Below are 13,849 nucleotides of genomic sequence, written 5' to 3'. Positions count from 1 at the left end.
CGTCAACGTAAAGCCTCGTCAGTGCTGGGCTTTCACGTAAATCGTTGCAACAGTATTGTCGATAAATGCAATTCATATCGATCGGCCGTTGCAATGTACTGTTGGTGAACGCACCCGTGGACACGAACAGGAGGGCAGGCCGATGCCCGGAGGCAGGCTGACCCACGAGGATCGCCGGCAGATCGCGATCTGGCTGGCCGAAGGGCTGGGATACGCCGAGATCGCCCGGCGGCTGGGCAGGCCCACGTCCACGATCAGCCGCGAAGTGGCACGCAACAGGGCGCAGGCCGGCTACCTGGCCGACCGCGCCCAGCAGGCCGCCGGGCAGCGCGCCCGCCGCCGCAGACCGGTTCAGGCCACGGAGCCACCGGCCGACGGGCGGCCGGCCGAGTCCGTGCGCGCTTTCGTGGAGCAGTTCGCGACGCTGCTGGTCGGGACCGGCCTTTCCCGGATGCCCGCGCGCGTGTTCGTCTGCCTGCTCACCTCCGACTCCGGGGGCCTGACGTCCGCCGAACTCGTACGCCTGCTGCAGGTCAGCCCGGCGTCGGTGTCCAAGGCCATCGGCTACCTCGAGGCGATCGAGCTGGTCAGGCGCACCCAGGAGTCCGGCCGCCGTGAGCGGTACGTCATCGACGACGACGTCTGGCTCCGGGCGTTCGAGGCCGACACCGGGGCACACGCCGAGATCGCGGCGGCCGCGCGGCGCGGGATCGAGATCTTCGGCTCCGGCACGCCCGCCGGCACCCGGCTGGGCCAGATGGCTCGGTTCTTCGCCTGGATCAGCGACCAGATGAACGGCAGCGGCCTCACCGACGCCGTCACGCGTGACGCGCTGACGGTGCTGGCCGCGCTGGTGTACGCCGCTCGGCCACTCACCGTGGACGACCTCGCCACGGCGCTGGACTGGCCCGTCCGGCGGACGGTCGACGCCCTGGACGCGATCAGCCGCCGCCCGGTCCTCTCCGACCCGCTCACGGTGGAGCAGGTCGGGCGCGGCACGTACGCCATCACCCCGAGGCCGGACCGCCTGAGCTCCGCGCAACGCGACGCCCTGATCGCCGGTCCGCCGTGGCCGGTCTCTTCCTCGGCCGGCTGACACCACGCCACACCATCTTCGTCGGCGGTGCGGGCGTGGGACTTGTCGCGCAGTGCCGCATCGACACACCCGGCCGACCCGGAAGCGCGCATACTTGGGCCGCGCCTTGAAAACAACCCAGGAGCACAACAATGCCTCTACATGGTGAGTACGAGCCGAGCGCCGCCTCATGGGTGCGCAACCAGGTCGCGCAGTACGAGGGCACCGACGGCGTGCGCGGCGGGTCCTTCCTGGGGCTGCCGGTCATCATCCTGACCACCAAGGGCGTCAAGTCCGGAAAAATCCGAAAAACGCCCCTGATGCGGGTGGAGCACGACGGCTGCTATGCGGTGGCCGCCTCCAACGGGGGCGCGGACCGGCACCCGGCCTGGTACAACAACGTGGTCGCCCATCCCCTCGTCGAGGTGCAGGACCGAGGCGTCAAGCAGGACATGATCGCTCGCGAGCTGCACGGCGAGGAGAAAGCCGAGTGGTGGAAGCGCGCGGACGCCGACTACCCGCCCTTCGTCGCCTACCGGGCCGCGACCGATCGCGACATCCCGCTCTTCGTCCTGGAGCCGGCCAACGACACCGGCTGACGCGACGGTCCCGCATGCCGCAATGCCCGAAGCCCGCGCCCGCCGGCTCGGACCAGGCCCGCACGGCCGGCTCCGCCGCGCCGGCCAGCAGCGGAGCCCAGTCGGACTCCGGCCGCCCGGCGGGCAGAGGCGCCGGGTCTTGGTGAACTGACTTCAGTTTACTAGCATGGGAGCCATGCTGATGTCGATCATCGGCGGCCGAGCGGTCGCCGCGCCCCGTCCGATGACGAGCCGGGTGGCGCGGTGAGAGCGCTCAGGCTTCCGGACTGGGGCGCCCCAGCGATCCTCACCGACGTCGAGCGGCCGTCCCCCCGAGACGGCGAGGTCCTGCTACGGGTGGAGGCCGCGGGCCTGTGCCACTCCGACCTGCACGTCCTCGACGCGGGTCCGGCGGTCATGCCCTTTCCGGCACCGTTCACCCTCGGCCACGAGATCGCCGGCCGTGTCGCGGCCGTGGGCCCGGCCGTCACCGACCTCGCCGTCGGAGATCCCGTCGCGGTCTACGGTCCATGGGGCTGCGGTGAGTGCCCGCGCTGCCTGGCCGGTAAGGACAACTACTGCGACCGCAGGGCGGAACTGCCGTGGGCCGGGGCCGGGCTCGGCCGCGACGGCGGGATGGCCGAGTACGTCCTCGTGCCGTCGGCCCGCCACCTCGAACCCATCGGCGAGTTGGATCCCCTGCAGGCGGCGCCGATGACGGATGCCGCCCTGACGCCCTACCACGCCATCCAGCGATGCAGGCCGGCGCTGGGCGAGGGGTCGACGGTCGCCGTCATCGGCGTCGGCGGCCTGGGACACCTGGCCATCCAGATCCTCCGCGCGATGACACCGAGCCGGGTGTTCGCCGTCGACGTGCGCGACGAAGCCCTGAGTCTCGCCGACAGCTGCGGAGCCCACCTGAGCACCCGCATGTCGGGAGACACCAGCCGGGTCCTGCGGACCGCGAGCGGCGGTCACGGCGTCGACGTCGTGCTCGACTTCGTGGGCACCGACTCGACGCTCGGTCTGTCCGCCGGGAGCCTCCGCGCCGACGGGGAGCTCGTGGTGGTCGGCAGCGGACGCGGACAGCTGAGCGTCCGGAAACCGGGCCCACTCCCCCAGGGCGCCCGGATCTCACTGCCGTTCTGGGGCACCCGCTCCGAACTCACCGAGGTGATCTCGCTCGGCCGTTCCGGCGCGCTCCATGTCGAAGTCGAACGGTTCCCGCTCTCCGCCGCCCTCGAGGCGCTGACCCGGCTGCGCACCGGACAGCTGAAGGGACGAGCCGTCATAGTGCCCGATTGACGGGTTCGACGTCGGCTCAGAGGCTCGGCTTCTTCGCGGTCGAGCAGGCCATGAGCACCTTTTCCACCTCGTCCGCCGCTGCTGGAGCCCCGCCCGCTGCCGCCAGCTCGTCCCGCATCCAGCTCAGCCGCTCGTGTACGTGCTGGTCGGCGGCCACCTCCTCTACCGCCTCCCACAGTGCGGAGCCGGTGAGCCCGCCGGTCGGCAGCGCCCGGCCCAGGCCCAGCTCGGCGATGCGGTCGGCGTTGGCGCGCTGCTCGGCCATCTGCGGCACCGCCACCATCGGAACCCCGAAGTGCAGGCTCTCCATCGTGCTGCCCATCCCGGCGTGGGTGACGAACGCGCGTGCGTGACGGAGCACGGCCAACTGCGGCGCGCTGCCGTGCACCTCCACGTTGGGCGGGATCGGGCCGAGGTCGCCCGGGTCCACGCCGCCGACTGCCAGCACGACATGCCACGGCCGGCCCTCGGCCCCGCGCAGCACCGTACGGTAGAAGTCGGGCCGGTCGTTGTACGCGGTGCCCAGCGAGACCAGCACCACCGGCAGGTTGCCGCCGGGGGGCTCCCATTCGCCCTGGTAGGCGCGCCCGGTCAGGCCCGGCCCCACGAACGCGTAGCCGCCGCCGAACGTCTCGCCCGCGTACTGGAATGCCCGCGGCAGCAGCACCAGCCTGATCGCGGCCCGGTCGCCCCGCATGAACGCCTGCATGTCGCCGAGCCCCTCCTTGCGCAGGAGGCGGCCGAGCCGCACGGCCATGCGCAGGAAGCCGAAGCTCAGGGGATTGAAGGTCGTGTACTGCCGCTGCATCGACCAATGCCCGTTGCTGACCAGGTTCGGCCAGGTCTCGACGGAGGGGACCTGCCAGCGGGCGGCCAGGATCCGCCCCCACCAGCACAGCGGGCCGTCGTGCACGACCAGGTCGGGGCGTTCGCCACCGGCGAGCTGGGCCAGCGCCGACCTGGTCTCGTCCAGCAGCAGGCCCATGGCCCTGATCAGCTCTTTGCCGTGCATCTGCGGCACCACGCCCTGGTCGAGCGTGTCCCAGGTCGAGCTCCATGGGATGATCTCGGCGCCGGTTTCCGCCACGCGCTCGGCGTTCGCCTCGGTGGTGGCGTACGTGACGCGATGGCCGCGCCGGACGAGCTCGGCGGCCAGGCCCAGCGTGGGGTTGACGTGGCCGGCTCCGATGGGGGCGAAGAACGCTACGGTTGCCATACCGCTGTATTATAATACGCCGGTACGAAAAAAGGAGCCACATGCCGAAGAAGGTCGACCACGACGAGCGGCGCAGGCACATCGCGGAGGCGGTGCTGCGGATCGCCGGCCGCGACGGGCTCGACGGCGCGAGGCTGCGTGACGTCGCCGTCGAGGCGGGCATGTCGCTCGGCTCCGTGCAGCACTACTTCGCGAGCAAGGACGACATGCTCCGCTACGTGGTGCAGTACCTGGGCGAGGTCGTCACCGAGCGGATCATGGCGGGGATGTGCGCGCCCGCGGTGGCGTCGGCGTCGCCGGTGCGATCGTTCCTGCTGTCGATGGCCTCCGAGATGCTGCCGCTGGACGCCCGCCGCCGGGCCGAGCGCCGGGCGGGGCAGGCGTTCACCGCCCTGGCCGTCGGCGTCCCCGAGCTGATGAAGGACCTGGGAGAGGGCGACCGGTGGCTGAGCGAGCGGGTCGCCGACCTGATCGTCCAGGGGCAGCGGGACGGCGAGTTGCGCGCCGGGCTGGACCCCCGGCTCGAGTCCGTCGCGCTGCTCGCCATGCTCGACGGGCTCGGTTCCGAGCTGCTCCTGGGCCTGCGCGACCCCGAGGAAGCCCTCGCCACCGTCCGCTACCACCTGGACCGGCTGACCCCCGGCTGAGTTCACGCCTCGCCCGCACCCTCGGGGATCTGCGGGCCTATCTGCTTTTGCCAGAGCTCAGGTGCCGAACCAGCGCGTCGAGAACCACCAGGTCTTCCCCCGGCTCGATCGTCTGCGGGTTCAGCGCGATCGCGTCGTCGGGTACGCCGGACACGCCGACCGCGATCCGCGGGTCCCCGTCCCACAAAGCCTGCACCAGCCCGTCCCGGGTCCAGCCGCTGGTTGTCGACAATCGGACCACCGCTCGCCCGTGCGGCTGGCCCGCCTCACTCGGGTACCCGCGCTCGGCGACGACACCCGGCACTTCGCGCAAGCCGGCGATCCACCGGCCGACCATCTGCTCATAGCCCGCGAGCAGCGCCTCCTCGTCCTGCTCCAGCGTCCACTCGACCGCGGCGTACAGCCCGAGCAGCTCCTCCTTCCCGACCTTCATCCCGCGCCCGATCTGCTGATTCGGCGACGCATGCGCCCGGCACCCGTCGACGATCCACCGTTTCCCCAGCACCAGCCCGCTGGACTGCGGTCCGCGCAGCCCTTTCCCCCCGCTGAAGATCACGGCATCCGCACCGAGCTCCGCGGTGAATCGCCACAGCGAGGAGACCGGTGGAATCTGGGCCGCCGCATCCACGATCACCGGCACAGCCGGTGGACCGGCGGGGGTCGGGCCGGCCGGGGCGAGCTCCCGGGCGACGCGGATCACGTCCTCGATCGGCAGAGCATCCGCCGCGTAGTGGGCGCCGGCGAACCACAGCACGCAGGCGGGGCGTCGTACCAGGGCGGCTCGGAGCTCCTCGATCGACGGGCCGACTTCTACGATGCGGGCGCCGGTCAGGCGGGCCGCGTAGTCGTAGCCGTTGCGTTGGCCGGCGAACATGACGACCTCGGCATCGGCCGGGAACGCCTGCGCGGGCTCACCGACACACGACGCGACCGTGAGGGTGATCGCCGCCGCGGCGCCGGACGTCACGCAGGCCGCCTCGTTGCGGGTGAGCGCGGCCAGGCGCTCACCGACGTGGTCGTGGAGTTCGGGCAGGTCGACGAAGTGGGCCGCCCCCTCCGTCATCGCCTTCAGCACCGAAGGCGGCATCAGCGAGCCGCCCAGCGCGGTGAGTGTCGCTGATGCGTTGATGACGGGCCGGACCCCGAACGGATTGGTCATACGAGGAACTTCGACATCGGTGGTACGCCGGAGAGTCCGGCCAGCCAGGCATCCAGGAAGTCGTTGTCGGTGCCATCGAGGTGGGTCAGCTGGTAGACGCTCGCGGCAGGCAAGGCCTCGATCAGCGCGGCACACCAGTCGGGATCGTCGACGGCGAGCAACGTCCGAGCGGTCACCGCGGACGCATGCCGGACCGGATCGAAGTAGGCGAGAGAATTGGCAACAATCTGCGCCGACGAGCCGGCACGCAGGTGGTCGTTGAGCTCCTCGAGCGGATAGCGGCTCGACTTCAGCCGTGCCTCTGCCGCCCGGTAGAACAGCAGCTCCGAGACCCGGACCGCGCTGAACCCGGACCGCCGCGCAGCCGTCAGCACCGCCAGGTCGTTCCCGCTCACGGCCACCCGCGCCGGATCGACCTCGTCCAGGCTCATCAGGAACTCCGCGGCCCGCAGGCAGTCCGCCACGATCCCGCGGAAGACGTACGACGCCGGGTCGTCGATGCCCATCGTCAACAATCCCGGATACGCCGCAGAGAACCCTTCGTCGGCCAGCCGCTGACCACGGTGCATCAGGCCGAACACGACGTACCGGCTCCGGTCGTTCGGGTGCGGCATGTCGTTGACGCTCCCGTAGCGCGGCGTCTTCAGGAGCGCGGGGAACGGCCCGTCACCGGCCGGGATGCTGAGATAGCCGAAGACGCGGTACGGCCCGGTGCCGGTGAGCCGCACGGTGTAGCTGGTCGCCTCGTCCGTCGTCCGCGCCGGCACCAGGTCGAGCACGGGCCGGGCGGGGATCGCGGCCAACTCTTCGTCGACGGCGGACCAGTAGCTGTCGAAGTTCATCGGTTCACCGTCCCGGGGCGAGGTGTTCGGCGAGGAAGTCCTCCACGATCCGCATCACGCCCGGCAGCCCGGCGTGGTGCGCGCAGTGCGGGTAGGCGTGCAAGGTGGTCTCACACGTCAGCACCCGCTCCAGCGCGAACCCGGTCTCCGGCGGGCACACGTCGTCCTCCAGCCCGAGGTACAGCAGCGTCGGCGCCCGCACCTTCGGCGCGAAGTTGAGCCCGTCGTAGTACGCGACCGTCTCCCGCACCCGGTCGACGTCCTTCGGGTGCACCCGCAGGTACTCGTTGATCTCCTCGTACGGATACGACCGGGTCAGCGTCGGCGCGGTCATGATCCCGCACAGGTACGGCGCTCCCGCCGCGACGCACCGGATCACGTCCGGCATGAGCGCGGCCGTCGAGATCCCGAGGCCTCCGCCCTGGCTCGACCCCTGCAGTCCGATCCGCAGACTGTCGACTTCCGGACGATCGAGCAACACCTCGACCGCCCGCACCACGTCGAGGTAGAACCCGCGGTACCCGTACGTGTTGTGGTCGACGATGTTGTGCGTCAGCAGTCCCGGGTAGCCCGGGTTGAACACGTCGTTCGACCGCAGCTTTCCGCGCGGGGCCACCTCGAGGGCGGCGTACCCGAGCTCGGACCATCCCTTCGGGATCGTCGGCTCGGACATGTAGCCGGGGATCGTCACCAGCGCCGGACACTGAGCGGGCCGATCGCGCGGGACGGTGTACCAGCCCGCGATCCGCAGACCGCCATAGCTGGTGTAGCGCAGGTCGTAGACGATCACCTTGTCCGTGGACAGCGACGGCATTTCGGTGAGGACCGGGTCCAGCGGGTACGACGCGCAGTCCGCCAGGCCGGCCGCCCAGAAGTCGTCGAAGTCGTCCGGCAGCTCGACCTCGACGATCGCGTTCTCGGGATTCCTCAAGAGCGTTCCTCTCGATGGGGGCTTGCGGGGCGGTGCCTATACCCGCTGCGGTGCGTGCAGCGCGGTGCCGTCGGAGGCCCTGAACAGATGCAGGCGGTTCTGGTTGAAGCCGACGTACACCGTGCTGTCATGACCCAGCCGGAACGGCACCGGGACGCGGGCCTTCAGCAGCTCGCCGCCGATCCGGACCGTGACGAGCACATCCGGACCGAGCGGCTCGGACACGAACACCTTCCCGGGCTGGTAGCCCGCGACCGGGGTCGGCGACAACGTCACGTCCTCCGGCCGGACGCCCAGGACGACGGCCGGGTCGTCCGGCGAAACGTCGTACCCGCCCAGCTCCTGGCTCAACGCGCCGCTGCGGAAGGTCCGGACGCCGTCGACGTCGGCCAGCTCACCGGTGACGAAGTTCATCGGCGGCGAGCCCATGAACGACGCGACGAAACGGTTGGCCGGGCGTTCGTAGATCTCCGCCGGCGTCGCGCACTGCTGGACCACGCCGTCGCGCATCACCGCGATCCGGTCCGACATCGTCATCGCCTCGACCTGGTCGTGGGTGACGTAGATGAACGTCCGGGCGACATCCACGTGCAGCCGCTTGATCTCCGCGCGCATCAGCACCCGGAGCTGCGCGTCCAGGTTGGACAGCGGCTCGTCGAGCAGGTACGCACCGGCGTCCCGCACGATCGCGCGACCGAGCGCGACCCGTTGCCGTTGGCCGCCGGACAGCTCGCGCGGCTTTCGATCCAGCAGGTCCTCGATGTCCAGCGTCCGGGCCGCCTGGAGCACCTGCTCGGCGATGGTCTCCTTGGGCACCCGCATCATCTTCAGCGCGAACCCGATGTTCTGCCGGACCGTCTTGTGCGGGTAGAGCGCGTAGCTCTGGAACACCATCGCGACGTCGCGCTTGTTGGCCGGCAGCCAGGTGACCGGCTTGCCGTCGAAGAAGATGTTGCCCTCGGAGGCCCGTTCCAGGCCGCAGATCATTCGCAGGGTCGTCGACTTTCCACAACCGGACGGGCCGACCAGGGTGAGGAACTCCTGATCCTCGATGGTCAGATTCAGGTCCTTCACCGCGGTCTTGCCGCCGAACGACTTGGTGACGCCTTCGAGTCGAACCTCTGCCATCTGTCAGCCCTTCACGGATCCGGCGGCCATGCCCTGGACCAGCTTGCGCTGGAAGAGCAGGGCCAGTGCCAGGGGTGGGACGACCGCGAGCACGCCGGCCGCGGCCATCACGGTGAACTGGGTGTTGAAGTCGGTGGCGAAGTTCGCCGCCACCACCGGGATCGTCTTCGCCGCCTTCGTGCTGGTCAGGAACAACGCGAACATGAACTCGTTCCACGCGGTCATGAACGCGAACACCGCGGCCGCGACCAGCCCCGGCGCCGCGACCGGCAGGAACACCGACCACATGGCCCGGAACCAGCCGCACCGATCCACCCGGGCCGCCTCCTCTAGCTCGCGCGGCACCGAGCGGAAGAAGTCCTTCAGGATCCAGATCGTGATCGGCAGCGCGAACGTCGTGTACGACAGGATCAGCGCCAGGTAGGTGTCCAGCAGCCCGAGCGTCCGCATCAGCAGGTAGAACGGGATGATGATCGCGATCCCCGGCACCATCCGGGTGAGCAGGTAGAGCACCAGCAGCACCTGACTGCCGCGGAACTTCAGCCGCGAGAACGAGTACGCCGCGAACGTGGCCAGCACGAGATTCAGGACCGCCGTCGAGGTGGCGACGATCAGGCTGTTCCGCAAGGAGTACGGCGTCTCGTCGATCGCCCGGCCGCCGACGAGTTGCTGGGTCTCACTCGGATGGATGAAACCGAGGTAGTTCTCCAAGGTCGGGTCGACCGGAATCCAGTGCGGCGGAACGGAGATCGCATCCACCTCGTGCATGAAGCTCATCGCGACGATCCAGTAGAACGGCAACACCAGATACAGCGCGAACGCGACCGCCAGCACGTACAGGACAATCTTCTTCCAGGGGATCCGGTAGCGCAGGGGAACCTTCACCACGGTGCTCATACCTCGAAGTTCCCCTTTCGGTAGAGCAGGCCGATGTAGCCGACCGAGATCAAGAGGGTGATCGCGGTGATCACCCAGGCGTAGGCACTGCCCAGGCCGAAGTCGGTGAAGGTCAGGACGGTCTGCACGTCGAGCAGGGCGATGGTGGTGGTCGCGTCACCCGGTCCGCCGCCGGTCAGCACGTAGATGGTGTCGAAGGCGCGGAACGCGTTCATCGTCTCGAGAATCAGCACGATCAGCAGCGGGTGCAGCAACCACGGCAACGTCACCTGGACGAACCGCTGCACCGCACCCGCTCGGTCGACGGTGGCGGCGTCGTACAGCTCCGAGGGGATTGTCGACAATCCGGCGAGCAGAATGATGACCGAGAACGGGAGCGTGTTCCACACCTGGGCCAGTGCGGTGAACAGGAACGCGCCGGTCCCGGACGTCAGCCAGGCGTGATACTCGTCGATCAGTCCGAGCTGCGTCAGCAGTCCGTTCAGGGCTCCGGTCTTGGCGTCGAAGATGGTCCGCCACATCAGGCCGTTCACCACTCCCGGCATCGCCCAGGGCAACAGAGCCAGGCTGAGCAGCAGACCGCGGCCGCGGAACCGCTCGTTCAGCACCAGCGCCAGGATCAGCGCGAGTACGACGGTCAGCCCGAGCACCACGAGGACGAACAGGGCCGACACCTTCAGCGCGGACAGGAAGGCCTGATCGCCGAGCAGGGCCTGGTAGTTGTCGAAGCCGATGAACTGCTTCGCCCGCGGGCGCTTCAGGTTGTTCCGTTGCAGGCTGACCCAGAACGAGTACGCGATCGGGTAGGCGACCAGCAGGGCGATCACGATCATGGCCGGCGCGTTCAGCGCCCAGGCCTTGGCGGTGTCGCCCAGCGGCCGGCGTTCGTCGAGGACGGCCATCCTCAGTTGTACTTCTTCTTCAGCGTCTCAACGGTCTGCGCCAGGCTCGCCACCGCCGCGGACGGCTGCGTCTGGTTGCTCAGCACGCCCTGCACGACCTTGTGCAGCTCGATTTCGAACTCGGTGTACCACGGCACGCCGAGCACGTTGCGCGGCTTGGCGATCTCGCCCAGGTGGGCGTAGATCGCCGGGTCGGCGAACTTCTTCAGCGATGCGACGATCTCCGGGTCGGTCGCCATCGACTTGTAGGCGAAGCCGAGACCACGCTGCAGGAACCAGAACTTCGCGGTGTAAGGCTTCTTGTCCGCGTCGAGTCCGCCCAGGTAGGTGAGCAGCTTGAACGCGTTGTCCTTCACCTCGGTGTCCTTGGCCAGCGCATAGAGCCGGGTGTTGCTGACCGTCCCGTGCACCTGACCGTCGAGGCTCGGTACCAGCGCCATCCGGATCTTGCCCGCGGCCTTGGACTTGGTCGCGTCGTTGTAGTCGCGGCTGGCGTACCGCGCGCCGATCGTGTACGCGTACCGGTTCGCCTTCATCGCGTTGTCGATCGGGACCGCCAGCAGCTGCAGGCAGGCCGGGTCGATCACCTTCGACTTGGTCGCCGCCTGCTGCAGCCAGGCGAAGACGTCCTTCACCACGGTGTCGGTGGTGTTCATGATCGGCGCCTGCTGGTCGTCGAACATGTTGCCGCCGCTGCCGAAGACCAGCGCCCACACCCAGGACCACCAGGTGTCGGACAGTTGCGCCGGTACGCCGATGGGGTACTGCAGGAGGCCGGCGTTCTTGATCTTGATCGCCTGCGCCTCCAGTTCCTCCAGGCCGGCAGGGGGTTTCGTGATTCCGGCCTTGGCCAGGATGTCGGCGTTGTAGGTCAGGCAGTTGGAGTCCGTGTAGTACGGCAGGCCGTAGCGCTTGCCCTGGTACGTCATCGCGGCCGCGTTGCCCGGGTAGATCGCGCCGTACACCTCGTCGACGCCGGCCAGGCCGTCGAGCGGCTGCAGGTAGTCCCCCTCGACCCAGCCCGCGAGGGAATCGTCGTACACGTAAAGGGCGTCCGGGCCGCCGCCGCTGGTGAACTCGGCGACGACCTTCTGCACGTACTGCGCGCTCGTGATCGGGGTGTAGTTGACCTTGATGTTGCTGGTCTTGGTGAAGTTGTCGAGGTTCTGCTGGACGAGTGCGGCCTCGTAGTCCCAGCCCTCGAACTTCACGCTGCCGTCGCCGGAGCCTGCGGACTTGTCGTTGGAGCAGGCGGACAGCAGGGGCGATGCGGCAGGCAGGGCCAGGCCGAGGCCTGCGTACTTCAGGATCTGGCGGCGGTTGAGCTCCATGGCTGTCCCTTCAACGCGATGGGCGCAGTAGTGCTTGGGCGATGCGTAGTCGGTACAGACGCGTCGGGCGTCCTTTCGGATGGTGCTGAGCAGTGCCTTCGACGCTCACCAGGCCCCCGGCGTCGAGTGTCCGGATCAGCCGGCGCCCGCTCTGATCCGTGATGCCGAGATGGTCGGCGAGCTCACCTGGCGAGATCGCGCGACCTTCCAGTTCGTGGTCCAGCGCCGCCAGCCGGGAGACGGTCGCGGCACTGAGGCCGACGGACTTCGCGAGCCGTTCGACGTCGTCGCCGTGCTCGCGGTAGGAGTAGCTGAGCGCCGCCCGGACCGGACCCATCGGGCCGATGATCACGCCGCTGTCCTCGATCAGGTAGCCGCACGGCCCGCTCTCCCGCTCGGCCCGGGTGGCCGCCTCTTCGGCCAGGGCCACACAGTTGCGGGCGGACGCGCCGACGCCGAACCCGGCCGACACCTGCGCACCGAGCGCCGCGGCCGCCTCGGCGAGCGCGGGCACGGCGACCCAGTTGCGGGTGATGCGCTCGAACAGGGCCTTGTGGGCGAAGACGACGACACCGCGCCGGCCGCGGTCCTCGATCCACGCGCCGGCGAACTCGGGGGTGTTGAGCAACAGATTCATCAGGCCGATCCGGGCCCGTTCCTCGTCCTGCGAATGCGAGATCAGGAAGACTCCGGCGGCGAAGCGTTGTGCGCTGGCTCGCTCGGACTCGATCCGGAGCGCGAGCTCGTGCAGCTCGGTCCGGATCGTCGCCGGCACCGGCATGCCGCTCATGATCGGGATCTCGCCGGACAGCCGCTCGCGGACGGCGGCGCGGACGCTGATCACGTAGCCGCGGTCGCCGAACCGGTGGTAGGCGGAACGGTGGAACTCGACGATGTCCTCCACGGATTGCGTGGGGGCGTACGGCAGGCAGTCGATGGCGTCGGCGTCGAGTTCGAGTGCGGTGGTGACCTCCTCGACCGCCTCGGCGGGAAAGGTGTCGATGCTGACCGGGGTGCGACCCCAGCCACGCTCCTGGGCGCGATAGAGCGCGAGGGACAGGTCGAGCGCCGACGAGCGGATCACGCCGACCGGGAGGCCGGGTGGGAGGAGTTCGCGGCTGGCCGTGTACGGGACCGGGCCGGCCAGGAAGCCGTCGAGCCGGGTCGCGCCCAGGAACTCGGCGACCTTGGCGCGGATCTCGTCCTCGTGGTCGTAGCTGACCCACTCCAGGTCGACCCCACCGAGCGTGTTCGCGGCCTCCCGGAACAACTCGCTGTGCGTCGAGTGGGTCACCACTCCGATCACAATCGTCACGACGCCCCTTTGCGAACTAGGTTCGAAAATGACTCGTAAATCCGATGCCGCCCAAACTCCCCCCTCCCGGGGTCCAGGTCAAGGGATCAGCCCAAAGAAATTCCCCGGTAACAAGCAGCGGGCCGGGGGCGGCACCGTGTTCCCATCGGCTGAGACCAGCCGGATCATCGCCCGCCGATGGCACCGTGCCGGCGATGCGGTGACCGCCCGGCTGGTCCAGGCCGAGCTGAGCGTCGCCGGGCGATGTTACCCGAGTAAATCAACGCATCGGATCAATTCATCCAGGTGAAGGCGCATGTCTCAGAACATCAGAAGATCAGCTGATGCTCCCGTATTGACTCGTGTAAACCGGCATGGAACGCTCTTGTCGCTACCACAGCGGTTCGCCGAGCTCAGTAAGGGGCGTCATCATGGCATTCAGCCTCGGCATGGTCGGAGCGGGGCAGTTCTCGGCCCACTTCGCCTCCCTCTTCCACCTCCACCCCGGCATCTCCCACGTGTACGCGACCGACGAGATCGAAGG

13 protein-coding genes are annotated in these 13,849 nt (G+C 69.0%); 4 read left to right on the top strand and 9 right to left on the bottom strand.

Translation table 11 applies throughout. The annotated features are described in order from the left end of the window. The first annotated feature begins 142 nt into the window (after positions 1-142). The 3 genes from ABZS69_RS61805 (at position 143) to ABZS69_RS61795 (ending at position 2,958) form a co-directional block, all read left to right on the top strand. Complete coding sequence (locus tag ABZS69_RS61805) at positions 143-1,096, top strand: helix-turn-helix domain-containing protein (protein WP_355392720.1); 954 nt, start codon at positions 143-145, stop codon at positions 1,094-1,096. A 131-nt stretch (positions 1,097-1,227) separates the two neighbouring features. Beyond that, entirely contained in the window at positions 1,228-1,674 is a 447-nt protein-coding gene (locus ABZS69_RS61800; protein ID WP_355392717.1) for a nitroreductase family deazaflavin-dependent oxidoreductase, read from the top strand. A gap of 243 nt (positions 1,675-1,917) precedes the next feature. Continuing rightward, complete coding sequence (locus ABZS69_RS61795; protein WP_355392714.1) at positions 1,918-2,958, top strand: NAD(P)-dependent alcohol dehydrogenase; 1,041 nt, start codon at positions 1,918-1,920, stop codon at positions 2,956-2,958. 16 nt (positions 2,959-2,974) lie between these two features. Here the strand turns inward: ABZS69_RS61795 and ABZS69_RS61790 are convergent, their stop codons facing one another. After that, a complete protein-coding gene (locus tag ABZS69_RS61790; protein WP_355392711.1) occupies positions 2,975-4,174 on the bottom strand; it encodes a macrolide family glycosyltransferase in 1,200 nt (399 codons plus the stop codon). 41 nt (positions 4,175-4,215) lie between these two features. Here ABZS69_RS61790 and ABZS69_RS61785 point away from each other — a divergent pair, with 41 nt between their 5' ends. Then, on the top strand, positions 4,216-4,821 hold the full coding sequence (locus tag ABZS69_RS61785; RefSeq protein ID WP_355392708.1) for a TetR/AcrR family transcriptional regulator: 606 nt from the start codon (positions 4,216-4,218) through the stop codon (positions 4,819-4,821). Positions 4,822-4,858: 37 nt separating this feature from the next. Here ABZS69_RS61785 and ABZS69_RS61780 read toward each other — a convergent pair whose 3' ends face one another. From ABZS69_RS61780 to ABZS69_RS61745, 8 genes are read right to left on the bottom strand one after another with little or no spacing between them, the layout of a single operon-like run. Further along, positions 4,859-5,980 (bottom strand): hypothetical protein, encoded by a 1,122-nt coding sequence (locus ABZS69_RS61780; protein ID WP_355392705.1) that lies wholly within the window; start codon positions 5,978-5,980, stop codon positions 4,859-4,861. Beyond that, on the bottom strand, positions 5,977-6,822 hold the full coding sequence (locus ABZS69_RS61775) for an acetylxylan esterase (RefSeq protein ID WP_355392703.1): 846 nt from the start codon (positions 6,820-6,822) through the stop codon (positions 5,977-5,979). The genes ABZS69_RS61780 and ABZS69_RS61775 overlap by 4 nt, the downstream gene beginning before the upstream one ends. A 4-nt stretch (positions 6,823-6,826) precedes the next feature. Next, on the bottom strand, positions 6,827-7,753 hold the full coding sequence (locus ABZS69_RS61770) for an acetylxylan esterase (protein ID WP_355392700.1): 927 nt from the start codon (positions 7,751-7,753) through the stop codon (positions 6,827-6,829). Positions 7,754-7,789: 36 nt separating this feature from the next. After that, complete coding sequence (locus ABZS69_RS61765) at positions 7,790-8,881, bottom strand: ABC transporter ATP-binding protein (protein ID WP_355392697.1); 1,092 nt, start codon at positions 8,879-8,881, stop codon at positions 7,790-7,792. Positions 8,882-8,884: 3 nt separating this feature from the next. After that, the gene (locus ABZS69_RS61760) at positions 8,885-9,778 is read right to left on the bottom strand and encodes a carbohydrate ABC transporter permease (RefSeq protein ID WP_355392695.1); all 894 of its coding nucleotides are present in this window, start codon (positions 9,776-9,778) and stop codon (positions 8,885-8,887) included. Next, positions 9,775-10,680, bottom strand: a complete 906-nt coding sequence (locus ABZS69_RS61755; RefSeq protein WP_355392691.1) for a sugar ABC transporter permease — start codon at positions 10,678-10,680, stop codon at positions 9,775-9,777. The genes ABZS69_RS61760 and ABZS69_RS61755 overlap by 4 nt, the downstream gene beginning before the upstream one ends. A 2-nt stretch (positions 10,681-10,682) precedes the next feature. Beyond that, positions 10,683-12,011 (bottom strand): extracellular solute-binding protein, encoded by a 1,329-nt coding sequence (locus ABZS69_RS61750; protein ID WP_355392688.1) that lies wholly within the window; start codon positions 12,009-12,011, stop codon positions 10,683-10,685. A 10-nt stretch (positions 12,012-12,021) separates the two neighbouring features. Then, positions 12,022-13,326, bottom strand: coding sequence for a helix-turn-helix domain-containing protein (locus ABZS69_RS61745; protein WP_355392685.1), 1,305 nt, complete (start codon positions 13,324-13,326; stop codon positions 12,022-12,024). Between the last annotated feature and the right edge of the window lie 523 nt (positions 13,327-13,849).

This window comes from Nonomuraea sp. NPDC005650 (genome assembly GCF_040605375.1).
Taxonomy (GTDB): domain Bacteria; phylum Actinomycetota; class Actinomycetes; order Streptosporangiales; family Streptosporangiaceae; genus Nonomuraea.
The sequence above is the reverse complement of the archived record's forward strand: the minus strand, read 5'-3'. Positions and strand labels throughout refer to the sequence as shown.

Bases quoted from the DNA above. Each gene is read 5' to 3' on its own strand.
- ABZS69_RS61765 (WP_355392697.1), bottom strand. From the start codon at position 8,881: ATGGCAGAGGTTCGACTCGAAGGCGTCACCAAGTCGTTCGGCGGCAAG.
- ABZS69_RS61775 (WP_355392703.1), bottom strand. From the start codon at position 6,822: ATGAACTTCGACAGCTACTGGTCCGCCGTCGACGAAGAGTTGGCCGCG.
- ABZS69_RS61805 (WP_355392720.1), top strand. From the start codon at position 143: ATGCCCGGAGGCAGGCTGACCCACGAGGATCGCCGGCAGATCGCGATC.
- ABZS69_RS61800 (WP_355392717.1), top strand. From the start codon at position 1,228: ATGCCTCTACATGGTGAGTACGAGCCGAGCGCCGCCTCATGGGTGCGC.
- ABZS69_RS61790 (WP_355392711.1), bottom strand. From the start codon at position 4,174: ATGGCAACCGTAGCGTTCTTCGCCCCCATCGGAGCCGGCCACGTCAAC.
- ABZS69_RS61760 (WP_355392695.1), bottom strand. From the start codon at position 9,778: ATGAGCACCGTGGTGAAGGTTCCCCTGCGCTACCGGATCCCCTGGAAG.
- ABZS69_RS61780 (WP_355392705.1), bottom strand. From the start codon at position 5,980: ATGACCAATCCGTTCGGGGTCCGGCCCGTCATCAACGCATCAGCGACA.
- ABZS69_RS61750 (WP_355392688.1), bottom strand. From the start codon at position 12,011: ATGGAGCTCAACCGCCGCCAGATCCTGAAGTACGCAGGCCTCGGCCTG.
- ABZS69_RS61785 (WP_355392708.1), top strand. From the start codon at position 4,216: ATGCCGAAGAAGGTCGACCACGACGAGCGGCGCAGGCACATCGCGGAG.
- ABZS69_RS61755 (WP_355392691.1), bottom strand. From the start codon at position 10,680: ATGGCCGTCCTCGACGAACGCCGGCCGCTGGGCGACACCGCCAAGGCC.